The sequence below is a fragment of the Streptomyces sp. NPDC019396 genome (assembly GCF_040632375.1).
GTDB lineage: Bacteria > Actinomycetota > Actinomycetes > Streptomycetales > Streptomycetaceae > Streptomyces.
Map to the genome: position 1 here is coordinate 89,969 of NZ_JBEYBS010000023.1, position 25,909 is coordinate 115,877.

The following is a 25,909-nucleotide window of genomic DNA, read 5'->3' on the forward strand; positions in this document are numbered from 1 at the left end:
CCACCCCTTCGGGGGACTGCACGAGGTGGAGCCGGAGCCCGACCGCCATCGCACGTGGCCGCTCAACGGAGTTGTCGTGACCCGATGGAGAACGCGTCGCCTCTGCCCGACCGCGTCGAGGGGCCGTGCCAAGGGCCCTGGCCGGCCCGCTGGTGCCGGTGGCGGCTCGTGCCCGTATGCGACGGACCGCCGGGACCGCACGCACGTCTCGTCACCGTGGAGGGAACGGACCATCGCCGGCAGGTTCAGAGGGACACCGAATGCCCCCTCCGCAACGGTGGGCTCGGGGCGGCTCTCGTCGCCAGTGTGCGGCGCCTCGGGGCGCCTGCCTGCCGGCGGACCCACCGAACCACGCGTCCCTCGACACTCCGGGGACCGTCAGGGTCCATGTCGGCACCGCGCTCGCCCGGGGACGGCGGTCGGCACAGCCCGGCCGCCCTTTCCGGCTCGGTCACCGGACGGCGAACGCGTCGCCCGCCTGGACCTCGTGGCCTCCGTCACTATGGTGTCCGTCACCAACGTGGCCTATGGGCGTCCATTGTCAGTGGGGAGCCGTAGCCTTGTGTATATGTCCCCCGACCTTCGCAAGCCTGGTTCCGTGCGGTCCGCCGCCGTGGTGAACGCGGAGATCCGCGCGCTCTGGGCCCGTTCCGGGGGTCGGCTGTCGTCAGTGGACGAGGCCGCGTACCAGCGGCTGCTGGTGGAGTGGGCGGCGGCGGTGAAAGCCGCGTCGGCGCGGGACGGAGAGGTCCCGGACGCCGCATAGCGCCCGCTCCCTGTGTGCCCGGCGAGCGGTGGCCCACACTGGAGGCATGTGTCGCAGCATCAAGACCCTCCGGCCGCCCGTTCTCCCTCATGAGGCCACCGAGGAGGACGCCAGGGCAGCGGCCCTCCAGTTCGTGCGGAAGGTCTCCGGTTTCCGGGCGCCTGCCGCGCACAACCGGGAGGTGTTCGAGCGGGCCGTCGACGAGATCACGGAGGCGACCCTCGCCCTGCTGGGGAGCCTCGAGGTGCGCGGAGGGAAGCCCGCTACGGGGTCCCCGTCGGAGTCGCGGACGTAGCCGGAGGCGTCGTCCCCGGGCGTCGCATGACGTACGCCGCCAGGGAGCCCGCCGCGAAGAGGGCGAGGACCGACACCGCCACGCCCACCCAGGTTGCCCCCAGCCACTGGCCGCCTACATAGCCGAGGCCGACGCTGTAGCCGGCCCACGCCACGGCGGCCAGGGCGGACCACGGCAGGAACTCCTTGACCCTGCGGTGCGCGGCACCGGCGCCGAGAGAGACCACCGAGCGGCCGGCCGGGGCGAAGCGCGCGATGACCACGAGCAGGCCACCGCCTCGCGCCAGTGCCTTGCCGAGACGTTCCTGCGCGGACGACAGCCGCCGTGACCGGGCGATCGCCCTGTCCAGGCGCTCCCCGCCGCGCCAGGCCACCCGGTAGGCGACGAGGTCGCCCAGCACCGAAGCCGTGGTTGCGCAGAGCAGCAGCGCAAGTAGCGACGGCACGTCCTGGGGCGGGACCTGACCGACGGCGCCCGCGGGGGCAGTGGCCGTGCCCGCGGCGGCGGCCGTCGCGGCGGTGATCACCAGCGCACCGCTGGGCAGCACGGGCAGGAAGACGTCCAGGAGTACGGACAGCGCCACCACGGCGTAGATCCATGGGCTGCCGGTCAGCAGCCCCAGACTGTCGAGCACCTGGACTCCCCGAGTTCCCCTAGTCAGAGACAGCGACCCAGCGTACGCCGGGTCTGCGGGGCGAGATCCACAGGGGGTGGACAAACACCGGAAACGGCTCCGGGCCCGGTGTCTGTGCACCGGGCCCGGACGCGCGTGTGGCCTGAACGTGTCACGCCGTGACGGTCTCCTTGGTTTCCGAACGCTTCACGGGCTGCGCGTCCTTGCCCCGTGAGCCGCCGAACAACCCGTCAAGCGCCAGCGCGCCCGGGCCGGTGAAGACCAGCAGCAGGAACACCCAGCAGTACACCGCGGACAGCTCGCCGTTGTTCTGGATGGGGAACAGGGCCGCCGACTGGTGCACCGAGAAGTACGCGTACGCCATCGCGCCCGAGGCGAGGAACGCGGCGGCGCGGGTGCCCAGGCCGACCAGGATCAGGCTGCCGCAGACGAGCTCGATCAGGGCCGCGTACCAGCCGGGCCATGCGCCGGTCGGGGCCGTGCCGCCGGCGGCCTCCGCGCCGAGGACACCGAAGAGCGAGCGGGCTCCGTGGCAGGTGAACAGCAGGCCGATGACGATACGGAACAGGCCGAGGACATACGGCTGGGCCTGATTCAGCCGCGAGGAAAGCGCTCTGGTGGCCATGGGGTGACTCCTTCGGTTTGGGGACGTGAAACCGATCGGCACACCAAGTTAGGCGGACCTAAGCAATGCTTGCAAGTTCAACATCAGGCCAGTTTGTGCTGCTCAAGCCGTATTCAGCCAGTGCTGTACCGCGCATCAGGGGAGGCTCAGGGGCCTTTCGAGAGATTCCTCTCGTCCACGGTCACGATGCGCGTATGGGCGCGATCCGCGTGCCTGCGTTCCGCCCGTTTCCCGAACGCCTGCGCCTGTTCGAGCCGTAGATCGGCCGCGCGCCCCCGCAGTGCCAGGGTCATCAGTTGGTTGCCGAACCACGGGCCGCCCGTACGCTCCCAGTCGATGACCGGCCGCCCGGCCCTGCCGTGCCGGGCCAGTGCGTGCCCGAGCCGCCGCCCGGCCCGGCTCCAGCCGAAGCGGAAACCCATCCGCACCGACGCGTGGATGGCGTTGTGCACCGGCGAACACGTCAGTTGCAGCACCCGGGAGTCCGGGCCCCCGTCCGGCCACACGGGCTCCGCCACATAGGCGTGGTGGACGTCACCGGACAGTACGCACACGGTCGCCGGGGCCCCGGGGCCGCTGCCCACCTCCGCGATGAGCCGGGTCAGCTCGTCGAACGACGCGGGGAACGCCGCCCAGTGCTCGAGATCCGCCCGTCTTCGCAGGTCCTCGGCGAATCGGGCCCAGCGCGGGCCCCGCTCGCCGCGGCACAGCGCCGCGTTCCAGCTCTCGGCGTCATGGATGGCCGGTGGCAGCAGCCAGGGCAGCGAGGTCCCGATGAGCAGATGGTCGTACGGGCCGGGTGTCCCGGCCTCCTCTGCGGCGGCCTCCCCCTCGACGGACTCCCCGGCGAGGGCCTTCCCGTCGAGGGCCTGTTCGCGCAGCCAGCGCGCCTCTTCGGCGTCGAGCATCGCCCGCTTGTCCTCGTCCAGGACGCGGGCCGCGCGGGTGTCGACCATCAGCACCCGGGTCCGGCCGAAATCGCGCCGGTAGCTCCAGCGCACACACGCCGGATCGTTGTCCGCGCGCGCCGCGAAGGCCCGCAGGGCGTCGGTCCCGTCGGGGGTCTCCCGGACGGCGGCGTACACCTCGTCGGTCTCCAGCTCGGCGGGGGAGAGGTTGCCCAGGTGCTGGTACGCCCAGTACGACATCAGCCCGCTGACCACGCGCTCCCGCCACCATGCCGTGGCGCGCATCTCGGCGAGCCAGGCGGCGCTGGTGTTCCAGTCGTCGATCACATCGTGGTCGTCGAAGATCATCAGACTGGGGACGGTGGACAACAGCCAGCGGACCTCGGGGTCCAGCCAGGACTCGTCGTAGAGCCGGGTGTACTCCTCATAGTCCGCGACCTCCACCCCCGGCGGTTCGCTCAGATCGCGGCGGGCCGCCAGCCACTGCTGGGTCGCCTTGGACGTGGCGTCCGCATACACCTGGTCGCCCAGGAGTATGAGCACGTCGGGGCGCTCGGCCGTGGGGTCGAAGGCCAGCCGTGCGGCGAGTGCGTCCAGGGCGTCCGGGCCGATCGGGTCGTGCTCATCGGCCGGCGGCGCCGCCCAGCGGCAGGAGCCGAACGTGACCCGGACATCGTCCGCGCCCATGGGGGGCGTACGGATGGTGCTCGGCGGAAACTCCGCGAATTCGGTGTCCGCCAGGGGCCACACCCGGCGGCCGTCCAGGAACACCTCGTACGCCGTCGACGACCCGGGAGTCAGCCCGGTCACCGGGATGAGCGCGTAGTGGTGGCCCTCGATCTGGAACGTACGGGCCGAGCCCCCGGCCCCGGACGTCTCGCAGCGCACCTCGGCCGTGCAGGGCCGGTCGGCCTCGACCCAGACGGTCGCGCGGTCGGCCGTCTCCCAGTCGACATGCCGCAGTAGTGGTCCAAGGCGCAGCCCGGCTGCCATGCGTGCCCTCCTCCGTCGCCGCCCCGTACGGTACGGAAGAACGACGGGGGAGGGTAGCGCGGTTCCGTGCTGAGGACCCTGGGTCAGGCGCCGCGGGTCCGAGGTAAGGGCCGTGGGCCTCGGATCGGGACCGCGGGCCTCGGCTTACGGCTACCGGCCTTGGCTCATGACCACAGGCCTCGGCCCATGCCCACGGACCTCGGTGCCCACGGACCTCGGTCGGGAACCTCAGCAGTAGCTGAGGGCCGACTGCAGTGCGGACTTCTCGGCGGAGTCCACCGACAGCTTCCAGTAGTACTTCACATGCACCCACATCCGGACGTAGGTGCACTCGTACGACGACTGCGACGGCATCCACTCCGCCGGGTCCTGGTCGCCCTTCGCCTGGTTCACGTTGTCGGTGACGGCTATGAGCTGAGGGCGGGTGAGGTCGTTGGCGAAGGACTGCCGGGAGGAGGTGCTCCAGGCACTGGCGCCCGAACGCCACGCCTCGGACAGCGGCACCACGTGGTCGATGTCCACGTCGGACGCCGCGGTCCAGGTGGCGCCGTCGTACGGGGAGTACCAGCTGCCGCTGGTCGCGGCGCAGCTCGAGTCCGTGACGACGTTGGAACCGTCGCGCTTGAGGACGACCTCGCGGGTGTTGCAGGAGCCCGACTGGGTGATCCAGTGCGGGAACTTGTCGCGGCTGTAACCGGTGGAGGAACCTTCCGCCTTGACCGTCAGCTGGGCCAGGTACGAACGGGCCGTGGCGGCGCTGACGGGGGTGGGCGGAGCGGCGCTGGCCGCGGGGGCGGTGAGCAGTGTGGTGGCGCAGGCGAGCGCGGCGGACGCGGCGAGGACGGTGGCACGTGACACGCGACGCGCGTAGACACCGGACATGCGAACTCCCGTGGAAGTGGGGGGTATTGAGGGTTTTCCGGACCCTGCTGCGGGGCAGGACCCGGGACATCGTGGCGCCCGCGGATTGCGGCAATGTGGGCGCCAGGTAACAGAGTGGCGACATGGACACGTCAGATCAAGGGGTCCAGTCGCCGGATTGACAGGCCGCCAGATCGCTTTGTCCCACTTAGGGTTGACACGTGCTGCTGTCGGTCGACGTCACCTTCGGAGTCGTACTCGCCGGGCTCCTGGTCGCCGCCGCCACCGTCGCGGCGCTCGCCCACCTCGGCCCGCGCCGTTCCCGCGAGATCGCCGTCGCCGGGCTGCGGGCCGCGGTGCAGCTCGCCGCGGTCTCGTTCCTCATCGGCTGGGTGGTGCGGGCCGTCCCCCTGCTGCTCGCCTTCCTGCTGCTGATGTACGCCGTCGCCGTACGCACCGCGGGGCGCCGCATCACCCCGAACGGCACCTGGTGGCGCGCGGCACTGCCCATCGGTGCCGGTGTCGTGCCCGTCGTCGCGGTGCTGCTGCTCACCGGGCTCGTCCCGGTCAAGGGCATCACGCTCATCCCGGTCACCGGGATCCTCATCGGCGGGGCGCTCACCGCGACCGTGCTCGGAGGACGGCGGGCCCTCGACGAGCTGGCGCACCGCCATGGCGAGGTGGAAGCGGGGATGGCCGTCGGGCTGCCGGACCGCGACGCCCGGATGGAGGTGGCCAGGGACGCCGCGTCCGACGCGCTGCTGCCGGGCCTCGACCAGACCAGGACCGTGGGTCTGGTCACGCTCCCGGGGGCCTTCGTCGGGATGCTGCTCGGCGGTGCCTCACCGCTTCAGGCGGGGGCGGTGCAGCTGTTCGTCCTGGTGGGGCTGATGGCGGTGCAGGCGATCGCGGTGGCGCTGGTGCTCGAGCTGGTGGCGCGGGGGCTGCTGCACCGGGAACCGCGCCCTCCTCGGACGCCGGGGGCGTCGCGTACCCTGTCAGGAGCGGAAGGGGAGTAGCTCTTCGCCGGAACGTCGACATACTGCCGAGCTCGCCTCGGCCGGCGCCCGGAGGCGACCGCCGCCCAGCGCGGCCCGCCAGCGAGACCTTCGGCCAGCAGTGACCCGTGACCACTCAGGGGTCCTGCCGTGCCGAAGCGACCCCGGAAACGGAACGACCCGGACAGGTCAGGTCCCCTCGGTGCGGCGGAGCCCCACCGACAGAGGACCGCATCTGTGCTCAGCTTCACGATCCTGGCGATCACCTTCGGCGTCGTCTTCCTCGCCGAGCTCCCCGACAAGACCGCCCTGGCCGGGCTGATGCTCGGCGCGCGCTACAAGGCGTCGTATGTCTTCGCGGGAGTCGCGGCGGCGTTCACCGTGCACGTCATGCTGGCGATCGCCGCGGGCAGCGTGCTGACGCTGCTGCCGCACCGGCTCGTGCAGGCGGTCGTCGGGATCCTGTTCCTCGCGGGCGCGGCGATGCTGCTGCTGAAGAAGGGCGACGAGGACGAGGAGAAGATCAAGGCCCCGGCGGGCCAGTCCTTCTGGAAGGTCTCAGGGGCCGGATTCATGCTGATCCTGATCGCCGAGTTCGGTGATCTGACCCAGATCATGACGGCGAACCTTGCTGCCCGGTACGACAACCCGCTGTCGGTGGGCCTCGGCGCGGTGCTGGCGCTGTGGGCGGTGGCGGGACTCGGCATCGTGGGCGGGCGGACCCTGATGAAGTACGTGCCGCTGCGGCTGATCACCAAGGTGGCGGCGGGGCTGATGCTCGCGCTGGCGGGGTTCAGCCTGTACGAGGCCGTCGCGGGGTGACCGCCGCGCGTGGGGGCGTACCCGGGCGTCCGGGGCGTCCAGCGGGTGTCCGGGGGTGCCCGTGCGGGCTGTCCGTCCTCGACTCAGGGCCTCGCCCGGGGCCGTCGGGCGGGCCGGGGTGAAAGTGACTCAGGCGAAAGTGAGCGTGAACGCGCCGCGGGGGCCAGCGGTGACCGCGACCCCGCTCAGGTCCGCCACGTGCACGTCGGGCGCGAACGCACCCGCGCGCGGGCCCACCCCGACGACCCGCATCCCCGCGGCGCGGCCCGCGGTGATACCCGCCTCGGAGTCCTCGAAGACCACGCAGTCCTCCGGAGTGAAGCCGAGCTCAGCCGCACCCTTGAGGAACCCCTCCGGGTCCGGCTTGCTCGCACCGACGCACTCCGCGGTGACCCGCACCGGTGGCACGGGCAGACCCGCCGCGCCCATCCGGGCCAGGGCGAGGGGCTCGTCCGCCGAGGTGACCAGCGCGTGCGGCAGGTCCGCGATGGCCTTCATGAAGCCCGGGGCGCCCGCGATCGGGACGACCCCGTCCATGTCGGCGGTCTCCAGAGCGAGCAGCTCGCGGTTCTCCGCGTGGTTCTCGGCCATGGGGCGGTGCGGCAGCAGGAGGGCCATCGTGGCGTAGCCCTGGCGGCCGTGGACGACCTTGAGCGCTGCGGCGGGGTCCAGTCCGTGCCTGAGGGCCCAGTCGCGCCAGACGCGCTCCACGACGCTGTCCGAATTGACGAGGGTGCCGTCCATGTCGAGCAGCAGGGCTCGGGCGCTCAGGGCGGCCGGGGTGTGGGTGAACGGGGTGTGGGTGGCCGGCATCGGCGTACTCCAGCTCCGGGCGCGTAGGGAACGCGAAGGAAGACAGAGCGGTCCCCGCCCGCCGGTCAGGGAGTACGGGCGGGAACCACTTTGTTCTTTCACGATACAAAAGATGGCGGCCAAACGCCAACCCCGCCCCCCTGAGCCAGGGAGACGGGGTTGGCGTGTGCGGTGACGAGGCGACTCTGAGGCCGCCGCTAGTGGCCGTGCCCCCCGCCATTACCGCCGTTCCAGTCGTCGTCCCAGTCGTTGCCGGACGGATACTGCGTCTCGGCCTCCAGGGCCTCACGGGTCGTCGGCCCGTAGACGCCCTGGGCGTCGGCCGTGATGCCCCGGATCGCCTGGAAGTACGCCACGCCCCACTCCACGTGATTGTCGAACCGGCCGTCCGAGGGGCCGTCGTAGAGGCCGTACTGAGCGAGGCGCTCCTGGAGCTCGACGACCTCGGAGCCGCTGTCGCCCCGCTGGAGGGTGACCGGCGTGGCGGGTGAGGCGGGGCCCCGCGACGCCAGGGGGGCGGCGGATGCCGTGACGGACGGGGACGCGGAGGCACCGGAGCCCGGGGCCGCGGACGCGGAGGGTGATGGGGCGGTCGACGCGGAAGCCGAAGGAGAAGCCGAAAGCGCCGAGAGCGAAGCGGACGGGGAGCTGCCCGGCTTCTTCGAAGCCGACGGCGTGCCGGACGAGGGACCCTTGGGGGCCGCGCTCAGGAAGGGCGCCATGCTCTCGATGTCGGGGAGCGCCTGGTCCTGCTCGCTCTGGCCGCCGGAGAACAGTCCGCCGGCGAACGCCGCCCCGGTGCCCAGAGCGACCACGGCGGCGGCTGCGGCGATGAGCGCTCCGGGGCCGCGACGGCGAACGGGCTCCTCGTACCGGGTGGCGAAGCCGGCCATGCCCGCGCCCGGGATCTCGTACTCGTGCGTGATCCGCGGTATCTCCTGCGTGTCGAACTCGCGGAAGCCGCCGAAACTGCTCGAAGGCGGGTTGTCCGGGCCCGACCTGCGCGGGGCCGGAAGCGTCACATACGGGCGGATGCGCAGCGGATCGAAGTCCTCGGCCGCGGCGATCTCCGCCGTGCGCTCCGCCGCCCGCTCGGCGCGCACCGTGCAGCCGCATCTCCGTGACGGCGATGCGTCGCCGCATTCAGGACAGACGCGTCCCGTCATCGTGGGTCCCCTCCCCTTGAGCTGCCAGCGATTATGCAGCCCGTGTCCAGCTCCCGCGCCCCTGGGCGCAGCCTCAGCAGGCCATAACGGGACGGAACCGCCACGATGGGACGTGCGGGAGCAGAGGGGAGGGCGAGCGACCCGGTGGACCGGACCTGAGGAGGTCATATGGCGCGGGATCTGACCAGCCCGGCCGTGAATCCCGGCCCGACACCCGGCGCCGGCGCGGAACGCAGCCACCGGAGCGTGCTCGTCTCGATCGGCGCGCTGCTGCTCGGCCTGCTGCTCGCTTCCCTGGACCAGACCATCGTCTCCACCGCGCTGCCGACGATCGTCAGCGATCTCGGCGGGCTGGAGCATCTGTCCTGGGTCGTCACGGCGTATCTGCTGGCAGCCACCGCCGCCACCCCCCTGTGGGGCAAGCTCGGTGATCAGTACGGCCGCAAGAGGCTCTTCCAGATCGCGATCGTCATCTTCCTCATCGGTTCCGCGCTGTGCGGAATCGCCCAGGACATGACCCAGCTCATCGTCTTCCGCGCCCTCCAGGGCCTCGGCGGCGGCGGTCTCATCGTGCTGTCGATGGCGATCGTCGGCGACATCGTCTCTCCGCGCGAACGCGGGCGCTACCAGGGGCTGTTCGGCGCGGTCTTCGGCGTGACGAGCGTGCTCGGGCCGCTGCTCGGCGGGCTGTTCACCCAGCACCTGAGCTGGCGCTGGGTCTTCTACATCAACCTGCCCGTCGGCATCGTCGCCCTCTTCGTCATCGCGGTCGCGCTGCGCATCCCGGCCCGCCGCACCCACCACACCATCGACTACCCGGGCACCTTCCTGATCGCCGCCGTCGCCACCTGCCTCGTGCTCGTCGCCTCACTCGGCGGCACCACCTGGGCCTGGAGCTCTGTGCAGATCGTCGGACTCGCGGTGCTGGGGGTCGTGCTCCTCGTGCTCTTCATCCACGTCGAACGGGACGCGGCCGAACCCGTACTGCCCCTGAAGCTGTTCCGGATCCGCACCTTCACCCTGGTCTCGGTGATCAGCTTCATCGTGGGCTTCGCCATGTTCGGCGCGATGACCTTCCTGCCGACGTTCCTCCAGGTGGTCCAGGGCGTCACCCCCACCATGTCCGGGGTGCACATGCTCCCGATGGTCGCCGGGCTGCTGCTCACCTCCACGGCGTCAGGTCAGATCGTCAGCCGTACGGGGCGCTGGAAGGTGTTCCCGGTGCTCGGCACCGCGCTGACCGCGCTCGGACTGCTCCTGCTGCACCAGCTCCAGGTGGACACACCGGTCTGGCAGTCGGGCATCTTCTTCTTCGTGTTCGGCTGCGGGCTCGGCATGGTCATCCAGGTGCTGGTGCTGGCCGTGCAGAACGCCGTGACCTACCAGGACCTCGGCGTCGCGACCTCCGGTGCGACCTTCTTCCGGTCCATCGGCGCGTCGTTCGGAGTGGCCGTGTTCGGCACGATCTTCAACAACCTGCTCAACGAGCGGCTCGCCAACGCGTTCGTCGCCCACCCGCTGCCGCCCGGCACCGGACCCACCCCCGACCAGCTCGCCGCCGATCCGCGCACCATCGCGGAACTCCCGGCCGCGATGCGGCCGCAGGCGCTGCAGGCGTTCTCGACCGCCATCACGGACGTGTTCCTGTACGCGGCCCCGATCGTCCTGATCGCCTTCGTGTTCGCCTGCTGTCTGAAGGAGGACAAGCTGCGCGGCTCGGTCACCGCACCGGAGGGCACCGAGACCCTGGCCTCCAACCCCGTCGAGCGCTCCTCGTACGACGAGTGCGCCCGGGCGCTTTCGGTGCTCGGATCCCGGGAGGGACGCCGGGCGATCTACGTGAAGATCACCCGGGTCGCCGGGCTCGATCTGTCCCCGGCGGCGAGCTGGCTGCTGCTGCGGATCAGGCGGCACGGAATGGTCGAACCGTCCAGGCTCGCCGACGTCACCGCCGTGCCGATCAAGGCGATCACCGAGGCCTCGCGGCAGGTGGAGGAGCGGGGGCTGGCCCGGCGCGAGGGGATGTCGCTGATGCTGACGGAGAAGGGCGTCGAGGCGACGGCGAAGCTGTCGGCGGCCAGGGAGGAGTCCCTGGCCCGGCTGCTCGGCGACTGGTGGGGCCCGGACCGGCCCACGGATCTGGCGCTGCTGCTGAAGGAGCTCACCGCCGAACTCTGCGGCTCCGACGGCGAGCGCCCGTACAGCGGCGAGCCGCACCGCGACCACGAGGCGTGGCACTACGACCGCCCGCCGCGTCCGCCGCACTGATCCGCCGCCCTGAGACGGAGCCGTGCGCGCCGCCGTGCCGGGCAGTCGGGCTGCCGGGGCAGCCGTGTCACAGCTCCTTGCCGTACCAGACCTCCATGTACGGCCCCTGGCAGTACGCCGGTATCTCCGCGTACCCGTGACGCGCGTACAGCGCCCGAGCCTCTACCAGATCCAGCCGGGTATTGAGCACCATGCGCCGCGCGCCCAGCCGCCGGGCCGCGTCCTCCAGGGCGCCCAGCAGCAAACCACCGCCGCCCGTACCGCGCAGTCCCGGCCGGATGTACACCCGCGTCAGCTCGGCGGTGTCCGCGTCGAGCAGCAGCACACCGCCGCACGCACCCGCCTCGCCGGCCGGCGCGCTCTGCCCGGCCTCTTCGCCGTACCGCCCCAGGACGAACGCCCCGGTGGGCCCCGCCAGCCGCTCCACACCGTCCCCGGCCAGCCCCTCGTCGACCTCCGCCGCCGTCGCCGGACGCCCCCAGTAGCGGCTCGCGACCTCGTCGTAGTAGTCGCGGCGCAGGGCGGTGGCATCGGCGGTGTCGAAGCGTTCGGGGTGTACGGACCAGTTCGTCATGCGCTCTGTGTAATCCGGCCCGCGCTGCATGGCGAGCGAATATCGGGTACACCACGGGTAGACGCAGAGAACGGGTATCCCACCGCCCGGAGGCACGCTATGGAACACCACATCTGGGCCCACTCGGCCGAATCCGGCCATCGCCCGGGGACGAGTCTCGTCGGGTTCGCCGTCGAGGCCGCCTTCTCCGGCGAAGGCGAGATCGGCACGATCGGCGAGCACTCGGAGGACGTGGGCAGGTCGTACATCGTGGTCGACACGGGGCACTGGATCTTCACCAAGCACGCCCTGCTGCCGGCCGGGGTCATCACGCGCATCGATGCCGACGAGCGGATCGTGTATGTCGACTGCACGAAGAAGCAGATCAAGGAGGCGCCCCCGTACGGGCCTCCAGGGGAGGACCCGTTCGCCATGGAGCAGTTCTCCCGCCACTACGGCACGCCGCATTCGTGAGCGAACGGTTCCGGGGCCGCCCCCGCGCCGCGGAAGCGGCCCGGAAGCGGCCCGGAAACCAGGCTCTGGTGGGTCAGTCCTTCTTGGGAGCAGCCTGCTGGACCACCTCGAAGGACCAGACCTCGGATCCGCTCGCGGCCGGGCGGGGTCGTTCGCCACCCTCGCCGCCGCCCTGGTGGGCGGCCTTCATCGGGCCCTCCATCCAGGCCTGGAAGGACTCCTCGTCACGCCAGCGCGTGTAGACGAGGTACTGGTCGGTGCCCTCCACGGGGCGGAGCAGCTCGAACCACTCGAAGCCGTCGGAGGACTCCACCATGCCCGCACGGGCCCCGAAACGCTTCTCCAGGGTCTCGCGCTGCTCGGCCGGGACGGTGAGGACGTTGATCTTTACCACGCTGGGCACATGACACCTCTCGGAAATCACCGGCCGGGCACCGCGCCTGGCCTTGATCACATGCGTGCAGTCTCCTACATCCGTCACATCCGCCGTTCACAGCGGCGTGAGGAGGTTCGCGGGGCGCCGCGAACAGGAGGTCGGCGGTGCCACTGGACGGCACCGGCGGTCGGCCGGGTGGACGGTCAGTCCAGCACCCGGGCGAGGAGGAAGCCGTCGTAGCTCCGGGCTCCCACCGTCTGCACCGCCGTGGCGCTGAGCCTCGGGTGCTCGCCGACCAGCTCGACCATGCGGCGGGTGGCGCGTACGGCCTCGTCCTCGCTCGACCCGTCGGCCACCTCGCCGCCGCGGACCACGTTGTCCACGACGATCAGGCTGCCCGGGCGGCCCAGCTTCACCGCCCACTCCACGTAGTTGGGGTTGTTCACCTTGTCCGCGTCGATGAAGAAGAAGTCGAACGGGCCGGCGTCCTCGCTCTCCAGGCGCGCGAGGGAATCGAGTGCCGCGCCGGTGCGCACCTCGACGATCTTGTCGAGGCCCGCACGTGCGATGTTGGCCCGGGCCACGTCGGCGTTGCCGGGGTTGTACTCCAACGAGACCAACCGTCCGTCGGCGGGCAGCGCGCGGCCGAGCCAGATGGTGCTGTAGCCGCCGAGGGTGCCGATCTCCAGGATCTTCCGGGCGCCCTGGGCGGCGGCGAGCAGGTGCAGCAGCTTGCCCTGGTTGGCGGCGACCGCGATGTCGGGCAGGCCGGCCGCCCTGCTCGCGTCGACCGCCGCCGACAGTGCCTCGTCGTTCGGCGAGAGGTGCTCGGTGAAGTAGGCGTCCACGGCGTTCCATTGGCTGTCAGTCATACGGGAAACCTACCGCGACGACGCCGAATGGATCACGGCTCACGGCCCGAGGGGGCGCCGGGACCGGCTGTCCCGGCGCCCCCTCGGGTGGATCGCCGCGTCCAGTCAGGATCCGCCCGCGGTCCCGGCTCCGCCAGTCGATCAATCGGCTGTGTGCGCGCATTCGGCAGCGGAGGGTGACGATGTCCACGTGGCGCGGTCGCGCAGTCCTACGCGGGCGGCTCCGCGATCAGCGCCGTGGCGATGTGCCGGAAGCCCACCCGGGCGTAGATCCGGGCCACGTCCTCGTCCCCGGCGGACAGGAACACCGTGTTGACGCCCCGCGCCCGTGCGTCCTCCACCAGAGCCGCCGTGACCGCGATGCCCAGGCCGCGCCGGCGGGCGCTCGGCAGTGTGCCCACACCGACGACCTCGGTGACCTCGCCCACGGGCTGGTGCTGGCCCGAGCACAGGGCCACGCTCTCCGACACCGCCGCCGCGACGACGGTCAGCCCCGCCCGCATCCGGGCGGTCACGCGCTCCACCGTGCCATCGCCCGCGGCGGTCCGCGCCGCTTGGGCGAGCTCGTCGGCGCCGGCGGTACCGATGCCCGTGCCCGGTTCCGCGAAGGCGAGGTGGGGCACGGCCAGAGCGCTCGGCAGCACCGGATCCTCCGGGCCGATGATCCGCACACGGGCGCCGACAGGGGCCGGGCCGGCCACGGTGTCGCCGGCGAGGGCCATCAACGGGTGCTCATGGACGACGAGCCCCGCCGCCTCGACCGCTGCCCGCAGCCCAGGCGCGGTCTCGGCCACCCACTCGAAGCTCTCCGGCGCCCCCAGCTCCCGCTGCCGGGCACGCACCCGCTCCACGTCGTCCGCGTTCGGCACGGCGCCGCTGCCCAGGGTCGGGCGGGCGTAGAAGGGCCAGCCCTGCCCCTCCCTGACGAAGAGGGTCAGCGCGCCGAAGTCCTCGGCGCGGGCAGAAGTGCGCGGTACCGCGTCGTAGTAGCCCTCGATCCGGTCCAGCAGCCGCTGTGGTGGTGGGGTGTCGTCGTCATGATCACGAGAAGTCACGACGGGCATGGAACCACCGCCCAGCCGCCTCAAGCCACCGGATTTCCGCCGGTGTTGACCTTCACCTCGGCGATACGGTCGTCGGCGTCGAACAGCACGTCGACCGCGCCGCCGTCGGCGAGGCCCGCGCTGATCTGGTCCCCCGTCGCTCGCTGCGGCAGCCCGTGGTGCGCGAAGTAGCCCTCGACCACCCTGCGCGCGGAACGCCCCAGCAGCTGAGCGCCGGTGAGCAGCACGCGCGGCAGCGTGACGGCGCTCGGCACGGCCCGCGGGACCCGGGGGTCGTCCGGGAGGAAGTAGGCCCGGGCGTCGGGGCTCGCCTGCACCCCTATGTAGCCGGGTGCCCCGAGCACCCCCATCGCGGTGAAGGCCAGGGTCTCGGCCGCGATCCGGGGATCGGCGTGCCCGGAGAGCGGGACGAGCTCCTCGGCGAACTCGGGCAGCCCGTAAGCCTGTCCGTACTCTCTCAGCCGCTCGGCAGCGGCGACCACCGGTGTGTCCTGGAAGCCCGGGTTCGCCCAGGACCACAGCCAGGACTGCTCGTTGGTGTCAAACGTACCGAGCAGCGATATCCGCAGCCCGCGTCCGCCCTGACGATAGAGGCACTGCCCGAGATCCGCGCTCCAGTCGCCCATGGGCAGGTACTCGTTGAGCACGTCGAGCTGCTCGGCGCCCCAGGCCGCGTGCTGCTCGGTGAGACGGAGGAACGGCTCGCTGAACGTCGTGGTCATGATCTGAACCCTAGGTGGTGTGTCACGGGGAGAGTGGTCAGGGAGTGAGCAGGGAGGCGACCGGTGCCAGGGGATCCCAGTCCGGATCGCGCTCGGTGAGCCGGGCGGTCACCCTGCGCCAGGCCTCGCGGTCCGTACCGAGCCGGTCGCGGACCAGGGCGGCGGCGGCTTCCACGGCGGCGGGTATCCGGGCCGGTGCGTCGGCCCGGCGCAGCGCCGCGTTGAGGTACCACAGCACCAGCGTGGCCGGGGCGGCCTCGTGGACGAGGTAGTGGCCTGACAGGTGACCCGCCTCCAGCAGGACGTCGAGCTGGCGGGTCAGCGGTTGGTGGTGGGGTCCTCCCACACCGTGCCGCAGCCGGGCCCGTGTGAGCTCCAGGCTGAGCGGCAGCCTGTCGTGGGCCGGCTCCGGAAGCAGCCGCGCATGACGCAGCTTCAGTGCGAGCGGTGCATCCGGGAGGTTGACCACCTGGTCCCAGTGGGGGAGGGGATCGCGCTTGTGCTCGGCTTCCAGGGCATCCCAGTCGGGCTCGGCCGCCAGTCTGCGGAGCACCTCGGCCGTGTCCCACGGGCGCTCGCACAGCCGCAGACGTTTGGCGAGCTTCGCCGCTGACAGTTCGAGCGCGGTTCGCGCGCGGATGACGGCAAGCGGGTCGGGTCCGGCCAGGGCCTTCTGGCACAGGCGGGTGGCGGCGCGGCCCAGGTGACCGGCGGTCACCAGCGCCGAAAGCCGTCGGGGGCCCCCGGAACGCAGCAGGTTGAGGCAGCCGACGAGCTGCTGGGCGAGGCTCAGCTGCCCGCCCGTCCGGGCGAACACCGCCTCGATGAGGTCGGGTTCGGTCGACCGCAGCCAGAGGGTGCCCCCGGGCGGCAGGGCGGCCGGATCGGACCGCAGCGCCCCGAGCAGCACGGGGACCAGCGGACCAGGCCGCATGGCGATGCTCAGCAGGAGGTGGCTCCGGTGGCTGTTGCGCAGCAGAGCCAGGTCCACCTCCGGGTCGCGGAGGTCGGCCAGCCGGGCAGCGTACGCGTCGCTCAGCCAGCGCGACTGCGTCGCCAGCACCCGCAACGCCGCCGGATCGCGCAGCTTCAGCAGCTGCTCGAACGCGGCCGGCGGAGTCCGGTCGTGGCGCAGCAGATACGCGGCGAGCAGCCAGGGGGCGTCGGGTCCGAGCCGCGGCAGCAGGGCGGCGATCACCTCGGGCTCCGCGAGGCACAGCAGTGTGCCGGCCGGCCAGCTCCACAGGTGGTTGCCATGCCCGAGGAGCCTCAGCGCCTCCTCGGGGGTCGCCGGTGCGGGGGTCCGCGGTGGTAGGCCCTCGGCGGATGCGATGCCGTCGGCCGGGTCGGCCGCCGTCGGGGCGCCCGTACGGGAACGGGCGACGAGCTCAGGCCAGGTCGCCCCGCCACCCGGACCCCCGCCGGACCCGCACCGGTGGTCCGGGGAGGTCCGCCCCGACCGCTCGGCCTCCGTCGCCGCCGCGGCGAGCCGCAGCCAGGCGTCCGTGTCCGCGCCCAGCTCCCGCTCCAGGTGTCCGGCGACGACCCGGCGCCAGGCACCGGCGAAGGCCCGCCGCCGCCAGTTGTGCGGCAGGGCGAGCAGCAGATGCGCAGGAAGGATGTCCAGCAGGTCCTCCGGGCTGAGGATCCCGTGGGTGTACGCGCTCTCCACGGTCGACTCACAGCTCGCGCAGCTCTGCGGCCTGGTCTCCCGCGCCCCTTCCCTGGTGGGCGCTCCGCACCAGCCGCCCTCCGGCTCGATCCCATGGGCCTCGCACGCCTCGATCAGCCAGTCGGGAGTCTCCAGGCCCGGGGCGTCGTCGTGGTCGTGCCGGGCCAGATAGCGCAGGCTGCCTGGGTCGTCGGGCAGCGGCGCGCCGGGAGGCGCCAGCGACAGCAGCAGATCGAGTGCGCTGAGCGCGGCCCGCTGCCTGGCCCGGTGCGGCGTGGCCGGCGCACGCGGTGAGGGCACCGAGTCCAGTGCCCCCGCCGGTCGTTCCCACCGCTGCTGAGGCTTGTGCAGCTCAGCCTCTACGTGCGTCATCACACGCCCCCGATCCCCGCGTTTCATCGGCTCCTTCAGCCGCGATTCATCTCAGCACAGCCCACTGACAATCCGTCGGGGCGACCGCCACGCGCCGTCCCCCAGGACACATGCGTATCGCGAATCGTGTGGACGCACGGCACGGCACGGCACGCCACGCATGCACGGCTCGCCACGCATGCACGGCACGGAGCGCAGTGGCGGCGGCACGTGGCCGTCGAGGTCCTGACCGTGCTCGGGTGCGGGCCGCATCCCTGGAGCCCGAAGAGCCGAACCACCTGGAGGAGGGCACCCCCTTGCCCTCCTGACGTGCCGTGACGTCCTCTACGCCAGGGCCGTCCTGCCGCCCGTACGTGCCGAGGGACTCGTGCGTACACGCGTGGGACCCGCTCTCGCGTCCGTACGCGTCGGCTGGGCGGACCGGGCGACGTGCCCGGCGGCTCAGGAGCTGACCACTCTGACCTGGAGTTCCTTGATGCCGTTCAGCCAGGCCGCGCGCAGTCGGCGCGGGTCGCCGGCGAGACGGAGGCCGGGCAGGGTGTCGGCGACGGCGTTGAAGATGAGGTCGATCTCGTGGATGGCGAGGGACTTGCCCAGGCAGAAGTGAGGGCCGCCACCGCCGAAGCCGAGGTGCGGGTTCGGGTCGCGGGTGATGTCGAAGGACTCGGGGCGGTCGAAGACCTCCGGGTCGTTGTTGGCCGACGAGTAGAAGAGTCCGACCCGGTCACCCCGCTTGATCTTCTGGCCACCGAGTTCGGTGTCCTGTGTCGCCGTGCGCTGGAAGGAGACCACCGGCGTGGCCCAGCGGACGATCTCCTCGGCGGCGGTCACCGGGCGTTCGCGCTTGTAGAGCTCCCACTGCTCGGGGTGGGTGAGGAACGCGTGCATGCCGTGGCTGATGGCGTTGCGGGTGGTCTCGTTTCCCGCGACGGCGAGCAGCAGCACGAAGAAGCCGAACTCGTCGGATGACAGGTTGCCCTGGCCCTCCGCCGCGACGAGCTGGGTCACGATGTCCTTGGCCGGGCACTGCTTGCGGTCGGCGGCCATGTTCATCGAGTAGCCGATCAGCTCCATCGCCGCTTCGGCGCCGATCTCCTCGGTGATGGCGTACTCGGGGTCGTCGTACGCCACCATCTTGTTGGACCAGTCGAAGATCCGGGCCCGGTCCTCCTGGGGCACACCGATGAGTTCGGCGATGGCCTGGAGGGGGAGTTCGACCGCGATGCTGGTGACGAAGTCGAAGCGGCCGTCGGCTCCCGCGCCCCGCTTCGCCTCGTCGACGATCTTCTGTGCCCGCTCGCGTAGTGCCGTCTCGAGGCCGCGCATCGCACGCGGGGTGAATCCGCGCTGGACGATCTGGCGGACCCGGGTGTGTTCCGGCGGGTCCATGTTCAGCATGATGAGCCGCTGGGCCTCTATCTGGTCGCGGTTGATGTGCTCGTTGAAGCGGATGATGGCCGTGTTCTCGGTCGAGGAGAACAACTCCGGGTGCGTGGAGACGTACTTGACGTCCGCGTGCCGTGTGACGGCCCAGTAGCCCTCGTCGTCGAAGCCGGTTATGCCGCGAGGCTGCGGGCACCACCAGACCGGCGCGGTCTGCCGCAGTGCGGCGAACTCCGGGAAGGGGATGCGATTCTGGAGGAGGTCGGGGTCGGTGGCGTCGAACCCTTCGGGCAGCGCTGGACAGGACATGGGGCGGCTCCATGGTCTGACGAACGGTCTGGCAAGTGTCTGACGAACGGCCCGACAGCATCTGACGATCCATCAGAATTGTCGGCAAGGTAGTAACGGGCTCCGCAACTGGCAAGGCATACGGCGGGAACTGTTGCGCTCGGGGATCGGCCGTGGGTGGGTCGAGTCCGGCCGGAGCCGTGCAAGACCCTTGCGTACCGGGGGTAAGTCTCACGACACTGAACGGAGAACTAGAACGCGTACTAGTTCTTCGCTGTGCGTCAGTCGCCCTGCGGGGGCACCGGGACGACCTCCGCCGGGCGTGAGGAGAGGACGAGCTCATGGCCGCGGAACCCGTCATCGTCGAAGCCGTACGCACACCCATAGGCAAGCGCGGCGGCGCGCTCGCCAATCTGCACCCGGCGTATCTGCTGGGGGAGACCTACCGTGAACTGCTCGGCCGCACCGGCATCCACGCCGACTGCGTCGAGCAGATCGTCGGCGGCACCGTGACCCACGCCGGCGAGCAGTCCATGAACCCGGCCCGCAACGCCTGGCTGGCGATGGGGCTGCCGTACGAGACCGCCGCGACGACCGTCGACTGCCAGTGCGGTTCGTCGCAGCAGGCCGCACACATGACCGCGAACATGATCGCGGCCGGGGTCATCGACATCGGTATCAGCTGCGGTGTCGAAGCCATGTCGCGCGTACCGCTGGGCAGCGGGTCGAAGCACGGTCCGGGCAAGCCGTGGCCGGACGAGTGGAACGTCGACCTGCCCAACCAGTTCGAGGCCGCCGAGCGCATCGGGCGCAACCGCGGGCTGACCCGGGAGCGGGCCGACTCGCTGGGGCTGCTGTCGCAGGAGCGGGCGGGTGTCGCCTGGGCCGAGGAGCGGTTCAAGCGCGAGACCTTCGCGGTCCAGGTGCCCACCACGGAGGAGGAGCAGGCCGCGGGGCAGGGGATGTGGCGGCTCGTGGATCGTGACGAAGGGCTGCGGGACACCTCGATGGAGGCACTGGCCGGTCTGAAGCCGGTGATGCCGACCGCGATCCACACGGCGGGGAACTCGTCGCAGATCTCGGACGGGGCCGCGGCGATCATGTGGGCGTCGAAGCGGATGGCGCGGGCGCTGAAGCTGCGGCCCCGCGCGCGGATCGTCGCCCAGGCGCTGGTGGGGGCGGACCCGCACTACCACCTGGACGGGCCGATCGACGCGACCCGCGCGGTGCTCGGGAAGGCGGGGATGTCGCTGGCCGACATCGACCTCGTGGAGATCAACGAGGCGTTCGCCTCGGTGGTGCTGAGCTGGGCCCAGGTCTTCGAGCAGGACTTGGAGAAGGTCAACGTCAACGGCGGGGCCATCGCGCTGGGGCACCCGGTGGGCGCGACGGGGGCGCGGCTCATCACCACGGCGCTGCATGAGTTGGAGCGCAGGGACAAGGAGTTCGCGCTGATCACGATGTGCGCGGGTGGTGCGCTGGCGACGGGGACGATCATCCAGCGGCTCTGAGCACGGAATCAGGGCTTCTGAACCGGGCCCGGCCCGGAAGGCAGGGTCGCGGAATCCGGGCAGAAACGGGAACAGGGCCCCGGTGCGACGGTGGTCGTCGCTCCGGGGCCCTGCGACGTCAGTCGCGCCCTGCTCCCGTGGCCTTGCGCCCGGCCAGTGGCTTAGTACCAGTGGTTGGCCTGCCAGAAGTTCCAGGCGTCGCAGGCGCTGCCGTAGCGCTCCTTCATGTAGTCCATACCCCACTTGATCTGTGTCTTGGGGTTGGTCTTCCAGTCGGCGCCGGCGCTGGCCATCTTGGAGCCGGGCAGAGCCTGGACCAGGCCGTAGGCGCCGGAGGAGGCGTTGGTGGCGGTGTGGTCCCAGTTGGACTCGTGCGTGACGATCTTGTCGAAGCACTGGAACTCGGCGGTGGACATCATCTGCTTGGCGATGTCCTTCGGGGTGGAAGGCGCGGCGGAAGCCGTCGTCGTCGTCCCCATCACCGCACCGACCGCACCGAGGAGCACGGCGGTGCCGGCGACGACGGACTTGTTGCGGGCGGCGAAGCGGGTGAACAGCGAGCGAGACAAGGCGATACCTAACGTCGGGGGCGTGGCGGTCACGAAGCGCGGGGCCGAGTGTGGCTGTGTGCCGGGCTCGAGGCCCTGCGGCGCCTTGCGACGGGAACAGTTGTAACCGGGGGCTGAAGGCCTGCGCCGTGACCGGGCTCACCTACCACATACGAGTAGGAAGGGTGAGTACGGGACCAAAGTCCCTAAGTAGACATATGGGTTTTATATGCAGCTCAGTGGTCGTGTCGGCAAAAAACCCGTCCTCGGGCAATGGCTACGAAGACGGGTAGTTTCGGGACTTTGGTCCTGTGGGCTGCTTCACCCCTGCGAGGGGTTTTCCGGGGCCTCGAATGTGACCTGGGCCTCGAAGGCGGCCCGCCGTGTCGCCCTCCGGAGCGCCTTGAGGAGCGTGGCGCCGATCGTCAGCGTCAGTACGGCGGTGAGGACCGCACGTCCCAGATCCCAGCCGAGCGAGGTGGTCAGGCAGTAGGCCAGGAAGCGGACCAGGTTCTCGTGCAAAGGGTCGCCCGGCCGGAAGGAGATGCCCGAGGCCAGGCCGGGCACGATCGTCCAGCCGTACAGGTTCATGATCGTGCCGTAGGCGAAGGCCGCGGCGAAACCGTATCCCGCGAGCATCAGCAGCTCGGCACGGCCCCTGAGGCGGGCGGGGCCGGGCAGCAGCCCCGCCCCCATCGAGAACCAGCCCATCGCGAGCATCTGGAACGGCATCCAGGGCCCCACCCCGCCGGTGAGCAGGGCGGACGCGAACATCGTGACCGACCCGAGCACGAAGCCGAAGCCCGGCCCCAGCACCCGGCCGCTCAGCACCATCAGGAAGAACATGGGCTCCAGGCCCGCCGTCCCCGCACCGAGGGGGCGCAGTGCGGCGCCGACCGCCGCGAGCACCCCGAGCATCGCCACGGCCTTCGCGTCGACGCCCCCGTCGGAGATCGTCGCGACGACCACCCCCACGAGCAGCGGCAGCAACGCCGCGAAGAGCCAGGGCGCGTCCTGGGCGTGCGCGGTCAGCCCTGACCCTGCGCCGGCGAGCAGCGGCCAGCCGAAGGCGACCACTCCCAGGGCGCTGACCAGGGCGAGCGCGGCGATGGCACGGGGCCCGAGCCGCATGGCGTGGGTGGCTCGCACGCGGTTCGTGCGGGCAGTCCGGGGCGCGGTCACAGGGCGGCCCCCACCTGGGCCACGGTCATCCAGGGGCCCGGAGCGAGCACCTTCGCCACCTGGGGTGCGAAGGCGGGCGACGACACGACCACATCGGCGGTCGGACCGTCCGCGACGACCTCACCGTCCGCGAGGATCACCACACGGTCCGCGAGCTCGGCCGCCAGCTCCACATCGTGCGTCGCCATGACGATTCCGTGGCCGTCGGCGGCCAGACCGCGCAGCACGGACGCCAGACGGGTCTTCGCCGCGTAGTCCAGGCCACGGGTCGGTTCGTCCAGCAGGATCAGCGGGGGCCGGGCGGTGAGCACCAGCGCGAGGGCGAGCGCCAGGCGCTGTCCCTCGGACAGATCGCGGGGGTGCGTGTCGTCCCGTACGCCGGGCAGCAGGGCGGAGACCAGCGCCCGGCAGGTCCCGGGCTCGGCGCCCGCGTCCACGTCGGCTGCGGCGCATTCGGCGCCCACGGTGTCCGCGTACAGCAGGTCCCGGGGCTCCTGCGGCACCAGGCCAACTTCGCGGATCAGCTCAGGGGCGGGCGTACGGTGCGGCACGCGCCCCCCGACGAGCACCTCGCCCGACGCGGGCTCGATCATCCCGACGAGCGTCCCGAGCAGCGTCGACTTCCCGGCGCCGTTGCGGCCCATGAGGGCGACGGTCTCCCCGGGGCCCATCGCGAAGCGCACGTCACGCAGCGCTTCCACGCGGCCACGGCGCACGGAGAGCCGCTGGGCGGTGACGAGGGCGGCGGCGGGGCCCGGGGTGGCGCGGTGTGCGGCGGAGCCCGGGGCGCGGGCGGGCGCCTTGGGCGTGGCGGAGGTCCGCAGCCGGGCGAGCACCCCGCGCAGCCCGGTGGTTCCCGGCGCCGCGGCGAGGGGCTCGGGGAGTGGTTCGGCGGCAGGTTCGGAGACGGACCTCGTGACGGGACCGGTGACGGAGCCGGTGACCGGACCGGCGACGGTCTCGTCGGCTGAGGCAGCCGATGGAGCCTGGGACGGACTCATCCCTGCCAGCCGTTCCCGCAGCCCTCCCGCCTCTCCCGCCCGCCGCCGGGCGTCACGTACAGAAAGAGGAAGGGGCTCCCAGTCCGCCAGCCGCCCGAGCGCCACCACCGGAGGGTGCACGGGAGAGTGCGCCATCACCTCGGCGGGGGAGCCGGTGATCGGAGCCGCGCCCGGTGAGGGCAGCAGCACGACCCGGTCGGCGTACTGCACCACCCGCTCCAGCCGGTGTTCTGCCATCAGCACGGTCGTGCCGAGGTCATGGACCAGCCGCTGGAGCACGGCCAGCACCTCTTCGGCTGCCGCGGGGTCGAGCGCCGACGTCGGCTCGTCGAGCACCAGGACCCTCGGGTGGGGGGTGAGCACCGAGCCGATCGCCACACGCTGCTGCTGACCACCCGAGAGCGTGGCGATCGGCCGGTCGCGCAGCTCGGCGAGCCCCAGCAGGTCGAGGGTCTCCTCCACCCGGCGCCGCATCACGTCGGCGGGCAGCCCCAGTGACTCCATGCCGTACGCCAGCTCGTCCTCGACCGTGTCGGTGACGAAGTGCGCCAGCGGGTCCTGCCCCACCGTGCCGACGAGATCGGCCAGCTCACGGGGCCGGTGCGTGCGGGTGTCCCGGCCCCCGACGGTGACCCGGCCGCGCAGGGTGCCGCCCGAGAAGTGCGGGACCAAGCCGGAGACCGCCCCGAGCAAAGTCGACTTGCCGACACCGGAAGGGCCCACCAGCAGGACGAGTTCGCCTTCCGGGACGGTCAGGTCGACGCCCTCGATGGTGGGCGTCCCACGGCCGGCGTAGGTGACGGAGACGTTCTCGAAGCGGATCACTACGTCTCCTTGGCAGGGGAACGGGGTACAGGGGCGACGAAGGCGGGCAGCAGTCCGATCAGGACCGCGGCCGCGGGGAGCAGCGGCAGGGTCGGCGCGGTCAGCGGCACGACCCCCGGCTGGAGCGCCTCCGGAGCGTAGGTGCCCGCGCAGATCATCAGCGCAGCGACCGCGGCGCCGGACCCGGCCACCAGCCACGCCCGTACGCCCCAGCGGTCGGGACGGTAGCGGGTACGGACCTGGCGCCTTCCACCGAGCCACAACCCCGCAGCGGCGGCGGCGAATCCGCCCACCAGCACCGGCAGCCCGTATCCGGCACCCTCCGCGGCGAGCAGCCCGTACGAGCCCGCGCACACCCCGAGCAGCCCGCCCAGCGTGAGCGCGGTGGTGGTGTGCTGGACGGCACGTGGCACGTCGGCCCTGCGCCCGTAGCCCCGCGCGTCCATCGACGCCGCCACCGCCACTGAGCGCTCCAGTGCGCCCTCGAGCACCGGAAGCCCGATCTGGAGCACGGCCTTGACGCCTCCGGCACGGCGCCCCCGCAGCTTGCGCGCGGTGCGCAGCCGCGCCACGTCCGCGACCATGCTCGGTGCGAACGTCATCGCGACGACGACGGCGACCCCGGCCTCGTACAGCGCGGCGGGCAGCGACTTGAGCAGCCGGGCCGGACTGGCGAGCGCGTTGGCCGCGCCCACGCAGACCAGCAGCGCGGCCATCTTCGCCCCGTCGTAGAACGAGAACACGAGCTGCTCCACCGTCACCCGCCCCCCGAGCCGGAAGCCTCGCGCCCAGTCGGGAAGCGGTACCTCGGGCAAGGTCATGAGGACATGCGCTCCGGGGATCGGCGAGCCGAGGAGAGCGGAGAACACCAGCCGGACGGCGATGACGAACAGGCCCAGTTTGACGAAGGCCCCGTACGACCGTGCCCATGGAGCATCGGTCCGCCGCGCCGCCACCACATAACCGGCCACCCCGACCAGCAGGCCTAGCAGCAGCGGATTCGTCGTCCGTGACGCGGCGGTCGCGAGACCCAGCGCCCACACCCACCAGGCCCCCGCGTGCAGAGCGTTGCTCCGGCTGGCCTCGGGTGCCCGCCAGGCACCACGGGGCCGGGGGACGCGGGCCCGAACGGACGGGCCGGTCCGGCCGGGGGCGCCCGGGGCGCCCGGAGTCACCGAAGTCATCCGCGTCGGCGGCGCGCCTGCCAGAACGCCGCGGTGCCCAGCGCGAGTACGGCCGCGACGCCGCCGATGACGCCCAGCGAAGGGCCTCCCTCGCCGTCCCGCGCGCCATCGGGCTTCGCCGCCTGGGGGGCACGCGAAGCCGGGGCGGAGTCGGCCGCGACCTGGTCACCGCAGCCGGACTTCGGGTATCCGGAGATCCCGCAGAGCAGCGCGGCGCTGTCGTAGCGCAGCGGCTTGGCCACGGAGGCGAGGGCCTCCGCGCTGGTGGCTGAGGCGTCGACCCGGGCGCAGGCGTTGCGCCTGTCCGGGGCCGGCGGGGTCTCGCCTTCGGGGGAGTGCTCCGGGGTGCCGAAGTCGATCACGATGCCGACCCGCTTGGTGCCGGGCTTCGCGGGCGTGGCGGCGCACAGCGTCGCGAAGTCGGGGGCGGTACGGGGCTTCGTCGCGTCGGCGGAGTCCGCGCTGACCGCGAAGCGGAAGCCGTTGACCTCGCCGTCGGAGGGCCGTGCGGTGGCCGGGCCCTCGGTGGCGTACGCCCAGGAGTTGCCCTTCGCCCCGCCGCCGGACCCGTCTCCCGACCCGTCGCCGGACACCCAGAACGACCAGTACCGGTATCCGGTGGCGTGCGCGGGCGCCGCCCCGGCGGCGAGCACGAAGAACAGCGTGCTCAGCGCCAGGACGACGGCAACGGCGAGCCGCCCACGTATCGCCACGGGTGCCGAGCCCCCCGCGC

The 25,909-nt window shown here is 71.9% G+C and carries 25 protein-coding genes; 7 read left to right on the top strand and 18 right to left on the bottom strand.

The genetic code is table 11. The features are described from left to right. The first annotated feature begins 568 nt into the window (after positions 1-568). Positions 569-766, top strand: coding sequence for a hypothetical protein (locus tag ABZ532_RS24660; RefSeq protein ID WP_361287673.1), 198 nt, complete (start codon positions 569-571; stop codon positions 764-766). Between the two features lie 46 nt (positions 767-812). Beyond that, on the top strand, positions 813-1,061 hold the full coding sequence (locus ABZ532_RS24665) for a DUF2277 domain-containing protein (protein WP_361287676.1): 249 nt from the start codon (positions 813-815) through the stop codon (positions 1,059-1,061). Here ABZ532_RS24665 and ABZ532_RS24670 read toward each other — a convergent pair. The 4 genes from ABZ532_RS24670 to ABZ532_RS24685 form a co-directional block, all read right to left on the bottom strand. Beyond that, the gene (locus ABZ532_RS24670) at positions 1,030-1,695 is read right to left on the bottom strand and encodes a VTT domain-containing protein (protein ID WP_361287679.1); all 666 of its coding nucleotides are present in this window, start codon (positions 1,693-1,695) and stop codon (positions 1,030-1,032) included. The two genes, ABZ532_RS24665 and ABZ532_RS24670, sit on opposite strands and share 32 nt — an antisense overlap. A 151-nt stretch (positions 1,696-1,846) precedes the next feature. Then, positions 1,847-2,320: a DoxX family protein gene (locus ABZ532_RS24675; protein WP_361287682.1), complete on the bottom strand. Its 474-nt coding sequence runs from the start codon at positions 2,318-2,320 to the stop codon at positions 1,847-1,849. 146 nt (positions 2,321-2,466) lie between these two features. Further along, positions 2,467-4,221: an alkaline phosphatase D family protein gene (locus ABZ532_RS24680; RefSeq protein WP_361287685.1), complete on the bottom strand. Its 1,755-nt coding sequence runs from the start codon at positions 4,219-4,221 to the stop codon at positions 2,467-2,469. Between the two features lie 228 nt (positions 4,222-4,449). Continuing rightward, positions 4,450-5,103, bottom strand: a complete 654-nt coding sequence (locus tag ABZ532_RS24685; RefSeq protein ID WP_361287688.1) for an HNH endonuclease family protein — start codon at positions 5,101-5,103, stop codon at positions 4,450-4,452. A gap of 200 nt (positions 5,104-5,303) precedes the next feature. Here ABZ532_RS24685 and ABZ532_RS24690 point away from each other — a divergent pair, with 200 nt between their 5' ends. Both ABZ532_RS24690 and ABZ532_RS24695 read left to right on the top strand, forming a co-directional pair. Continuing rightward, positions 5,304-6,101: an ABC transporter permease gene (locus ABZ532_RS24690; RefSeq protein WP_361287691.1), complete on the top strand. Its 798-nt coding sequence runs from the start codon at positions 5,304-5,306 to the stop codon at positions 6,099-6,101. A gap of 216 nt (positions 6,102-6,317) precedes the next feature. Next, positions 6,318-6,902, top strand: a complete 585-nt coding sequence (locus ABZ532_RS24695) for a TMEM165/GDT1 family protein (protein ID WP_361287694.1) — start codon at positions 6,318-6,320, stop codon at positions 6,900-6,902. Positions 6,903-7,031: 129 nt separating this feature from the next. Here the strand turns inward: ABZ532_RS24695 and ABZ532_RS24700 are convergent, their stop codons facing one another. Further along, positions 7,032-7,715 (bottom strand): HAD-IA family hydrolase, encoded by a 684-nt coding sequence (locus tag ABZ532_RS24700; protein ID WP_361287697.1) that lies wholly within the window; start codon positions 7,713-7,715, stop codon positions 7,032-7,034. Positions 7,716-7,912: 197 nt separating this feature from the next. Continuing rightward, a complete protein-coding gene (locus tag ABZ532_RS24705) occupies positions 7,913-8,818 on the bottom strand; it encodes a peptidoglycan-binding domain-containing protein (protein WP_361287700.1) in 906 nt (301 codons plus the stop codon). Between the two features lie 231 nt (positions 8,819-9,049). On the opposite strand from ABZ532_RS24705, the gene ABZ532_RS24710 reads away from it, so the two are divergent. After that, entirely contained in the window at positions 9,050-11,149 is a 2,100-nt protein-coding gene (locus tag ABZ532_RS24710; RefSeq protein ID WP_361287703.1) for an MFS transporter, read from the top strand. Between the two features lie 67 nt (positions 11,150-11,216). Here the strand turns inward: ABZ532_RS24710 and ABZ532_RS24715 are convergent, their stop codons facing one another. Then, on the bottom strand, positions 11,217-11,723 hold the full coding sequence (locus ABZ532_RS24715; RefSeq protein WP_361287706.1) for a GNAT family N-acetyltransferase: 507 nt from the start codon (positions 11,721-11,723) through the stop codon (positions 11,217-11,219). 99 nt (positions 11,724-11,822) lie between these two features. Between ABZ532_RS24715 and ABZ532_RS24720 the strand changes: the two genes are divergently transcribed. Next, a complete protein-coding gene (locus tag ABZ532_RS24720) occupies positions 11,823-12,176 on the top strand; it encodes a PRC-barrel domain-containing protein (RefSeq protein ID WP_361287709.1) in 354 nt (117 codons plus the stop codon). Between the two features lie 73 nt (positions 12,177-12,249). Here the strand turns inward: ABZ532_RS24720 and ABZ532_RS24725 are convergent, their stop codons facing one another. The 6 genes from ABZ532_RS24725 to ABZ532_RS24750 all read right to left on the bottom strand — a co-directional run bounded on the left by ABZ532_RS24725 (position 12,250) and on the right by ABZ532_RS24750 (position 18,946). Next, on the bottom strand, positions 12,250-12,579 hold the full coding sequence (locus ABZ532_RS24725) for an antibiotic biosynthesis monooxygenase (RefSeq protein WP_361287712.1): 330 nt from the start codon (positions 12,577-12,579) through the stop codon (positions 12,250-12,252). Positions 12,580-12,755: 176 nt separating this feature from the next. Further along, entirely contained in the window at positions 12,756-13,424 is a 669-nt protein-coding gene (locus ABZ532_RS24730; RefSeq protein WP_361287715.1) for an O-methyltransferase, read from the bottom strand. 209 nt (positions 13,425-13,633) lie between these two features. Further along, complete coding sequence (locus ABZ532_RS24735; protein ID WP_361287718.1) at positions 13,634-14,479, bottom strand: GNAT family N-acetyltransferase; 846 nt, start codon at positions 14,477-14,479, stop codon at positions 13,634-13,636. 29 nt (positions 14,480-14,508) lie between these two features. Further along, a complete protein-coding gene (locus ABZ532_RS24740; RefSeq protein WP_361287721.1) occupies positions 14,509-15,210 on the bottom strand; it encodes a DUF6882 domain-containing protein in 702 nt (233 codons plus the stop codon). A 37-nt stretch (positions 15,211-15,247) separates the two neighbouring features. Continuing rightward, complete coding sequence (locus ABZ532_RS24745; protein ID WP_361287724.1) at positions 15,248-17,254, bottom strand: hypothetical protein; 2,007 nt, start codon at positions 17,252-17,254, stop codon at positions 15,248-15,250. Between the two features lie 441 nt (positions 17,255-17,695). Further along, a complete protein-coding gene (locus tag ABZ532_RS24750; RefSeq protein WP_361287727.1) occupies positions 17,696-18,946 on the bottom strand; it encodes a cytochrome P450 in 1,251 nt (416 codons plus the stop codon). A gap of 320 nt (positions 18,947-19,266) precedes the next feature. On the opposite strand from ABZ532_RS24750, the gene ABZ532_RS24755 reads away from it, so the two are divergent. Further along, on the top strand, positions 19,267-20,436 hold the full coding sequence (locus ABZ532_RS24755; protein ID WP_361287730.1) for a steroid 3-ketoacyl-CoA thiolase: 1,170 nt from the start codon (positions 19,267-19,269) through the stop codon (positions 20,434-20,436). Between the two features lie 161 nt (positions 20,437-20,597). On the opposite strand, the gene ABZ532_RS24760 is transcribed toward ABZ532_RS24755, so the two are convergent. The 5 genes from ABZ532_RS24760 to ABZ532_RS24780 all read right to left on the bottom strand — a co-directional run bounded on the left by ABZ532_RS24760 (position 20,598) and on the right by ABZ532_RS24780 (position 25,853). Then, a complete protein-coding gene (locus ABZ532_RS24760) occupies positions 20,598-21,005 on the bottom strand; it encodes a transglycosylase SLT domain-containing protein (protein WP_361287733.1) in 408 nt (135 codons plus the stop codon). A gap of 300 nt (positions 21,006-21,305) precedes the next feature. Beyond that, the gene (locus ABZ532_RS24765) at positions 21,306-22,115 is read right to left on the bottom strand and encodes an ECF transporter S component (protein ID WP_361287775.1); all 810 of its coding nucleotides are present in this window, start codon (positions 22,113-22,115) and stop codon (positions 21,306-21,308) included. A gap of 47 nt (positions 22,116-22,162) precedes the next feature. Further along, entirely contained in the window at positions 22,163-23,992 is a 1,830-nt protein-coding gene (locus tag ABZ532_RS24770) for an ATP-binding cassette domain-containing protein (RefSeq protein ID WP_361287736.1), read from the bottom strand. Further along, the gene (locus ABZ532_RS24775) at positions 23,992-25,176 is read right to left on the bottom strand and encodes an energy-coupling factor transporter transmembrane protein EcfT (protein WP_361287739.1); all 1,185 of its coding nucleotides are present in this window, start codon (positions 25,174-25,176) and stop codon (positions 23,992-23,994) included. The genes ABZ532_RS24770 and ABZ532_RS24775 overlap by 1 nt, the downstream gene beginning before the upstream one ends. Further along, positions 25,173-25,853, bottom strand: coding sequence for a transmembrane domain-containing protein (locus ABZ532_RS24780; protein WP_361287778.1), 681 nt, complete (start codon positions 25,851-25,853; stop codon positions 25,173-25,175). The genes ABZ532_RS24775 and ABZ532_RS24780 overlap by 4 nt, the downstream gene beginning before the upstream one ends. Positions 25,854-25,909: the final 56 nt, after the last annotated feature.

Coding starts and splice junctions, on each gene's coding strand:
- ABZ532_RS24730 (WP_361287715.1), bottom strand. CDS start 13,424: ATGACTGACAGCCAATGGAACGCCGTGGACGCCTACTTCACCGAGCAC.
- ABZ532_RS24740 (WP_361287721.1), bottom strand. CDS start 15,210: ATGACCACGACGTTCAGCGAGCCGTTCCTCCGTCTCACCGAGCAGCAC.
- ABZ532_RS24750 (WP_361287727.1), bottom strand. CDS start 18,946: ATGTCCTGTCCAGCGCTGCCCGAAGGGTTCGACGCCACCGACCCCGAC.
- ABZ532_RS24745 (WP_361287724.1), bottom strand. CDS start 17,254: ATGACGCACGTAGAGGCTGAGCTGCACAAGCCTCAGCAGCGGTGGGAA.
- ABZ532_RS24680 (WP_361287685.1), bottom strand. CDS start 4,221: ATGGCAGCCGGGCTGCGCCTTGGACCACTACTGCGGCATGTCGACTGG.
- ABZ532_RS24755 (WP_361287730.1), top strand. CDS start 19,267: ATGGCCGCGGAACCCGTCATCGTCGAAGCCGTACGCACACCCATAGGC.
- ABZ532_RS24710 (WP_361287703.1), top strand. CDS start 9,050: ATGGCGCGGGATCTGACCAGCCCGGCCGTGAATCCCGGCCCGACACCC.
- ABZ532_RS24685 (WP_361287688.1), bottom strand. CDS start 5,103: ATGTCCGGTGTCTACGCGCGTCGCGTGTCACGTGCCACCGTCCTCGCC.
- ABZ532_RS24765 (WP_361287775.1), bottom strand. CDS start 22,115: ATGCGGCTCGGGCCCCGTGCCATCGCCGCGCTCGCCCTGGTCAGCGCC.
- ABZ532_RS24660 (WP_361287673.1), top strand. CDS start 569: ATGTCCCCCGACCTTCGCAAGCCTGGTTCCGTGCGGTCCGCCGCCGTG.
- ABZ532_RS24715 (WP_361287706.1), bottom strand. CDS start 11,723: ATGACGAACTGGTCCGTACACCCCGAACGCTTCGACACCGCCGATGCC.
- ABZ532_RS24665 (WP_361287676.1), top strand. CDS start 813: ATGTGTCGCAGCATCAAGACCCTCCGGCCGCCCGTTCTCCCTCATGAG.
- ABZ532_RS24675 (WP_361287682.1), bottom strand. CDS start 2,320: ATGGCCACCAGAGCGCTTTCCTCGCGGCTGAATCAGGCCCAGCCGTAT.
- ABZ532_RS24775 (WP_361287739.1), bottom strand. CDS start 25,176: ATGACTTCGGTGACTCCGGGCGCCCCGGGCGCCCCCGGCCGGACCGGC.
- ABZ532_RS24700 (WP_361287697.1), bottom strand. CDS start 7,715: ATGCCGGCCACCCACACCCCGTTCACCCACACCCCGGCCGCCCTGAGC.
- ABZ532_RS24720 (WP_361287709.1), top strand. CDS start 11,823: ATGGAACACCACATCTGGGCCCACTCGGCCGAATCCGGCCATCGCCCG.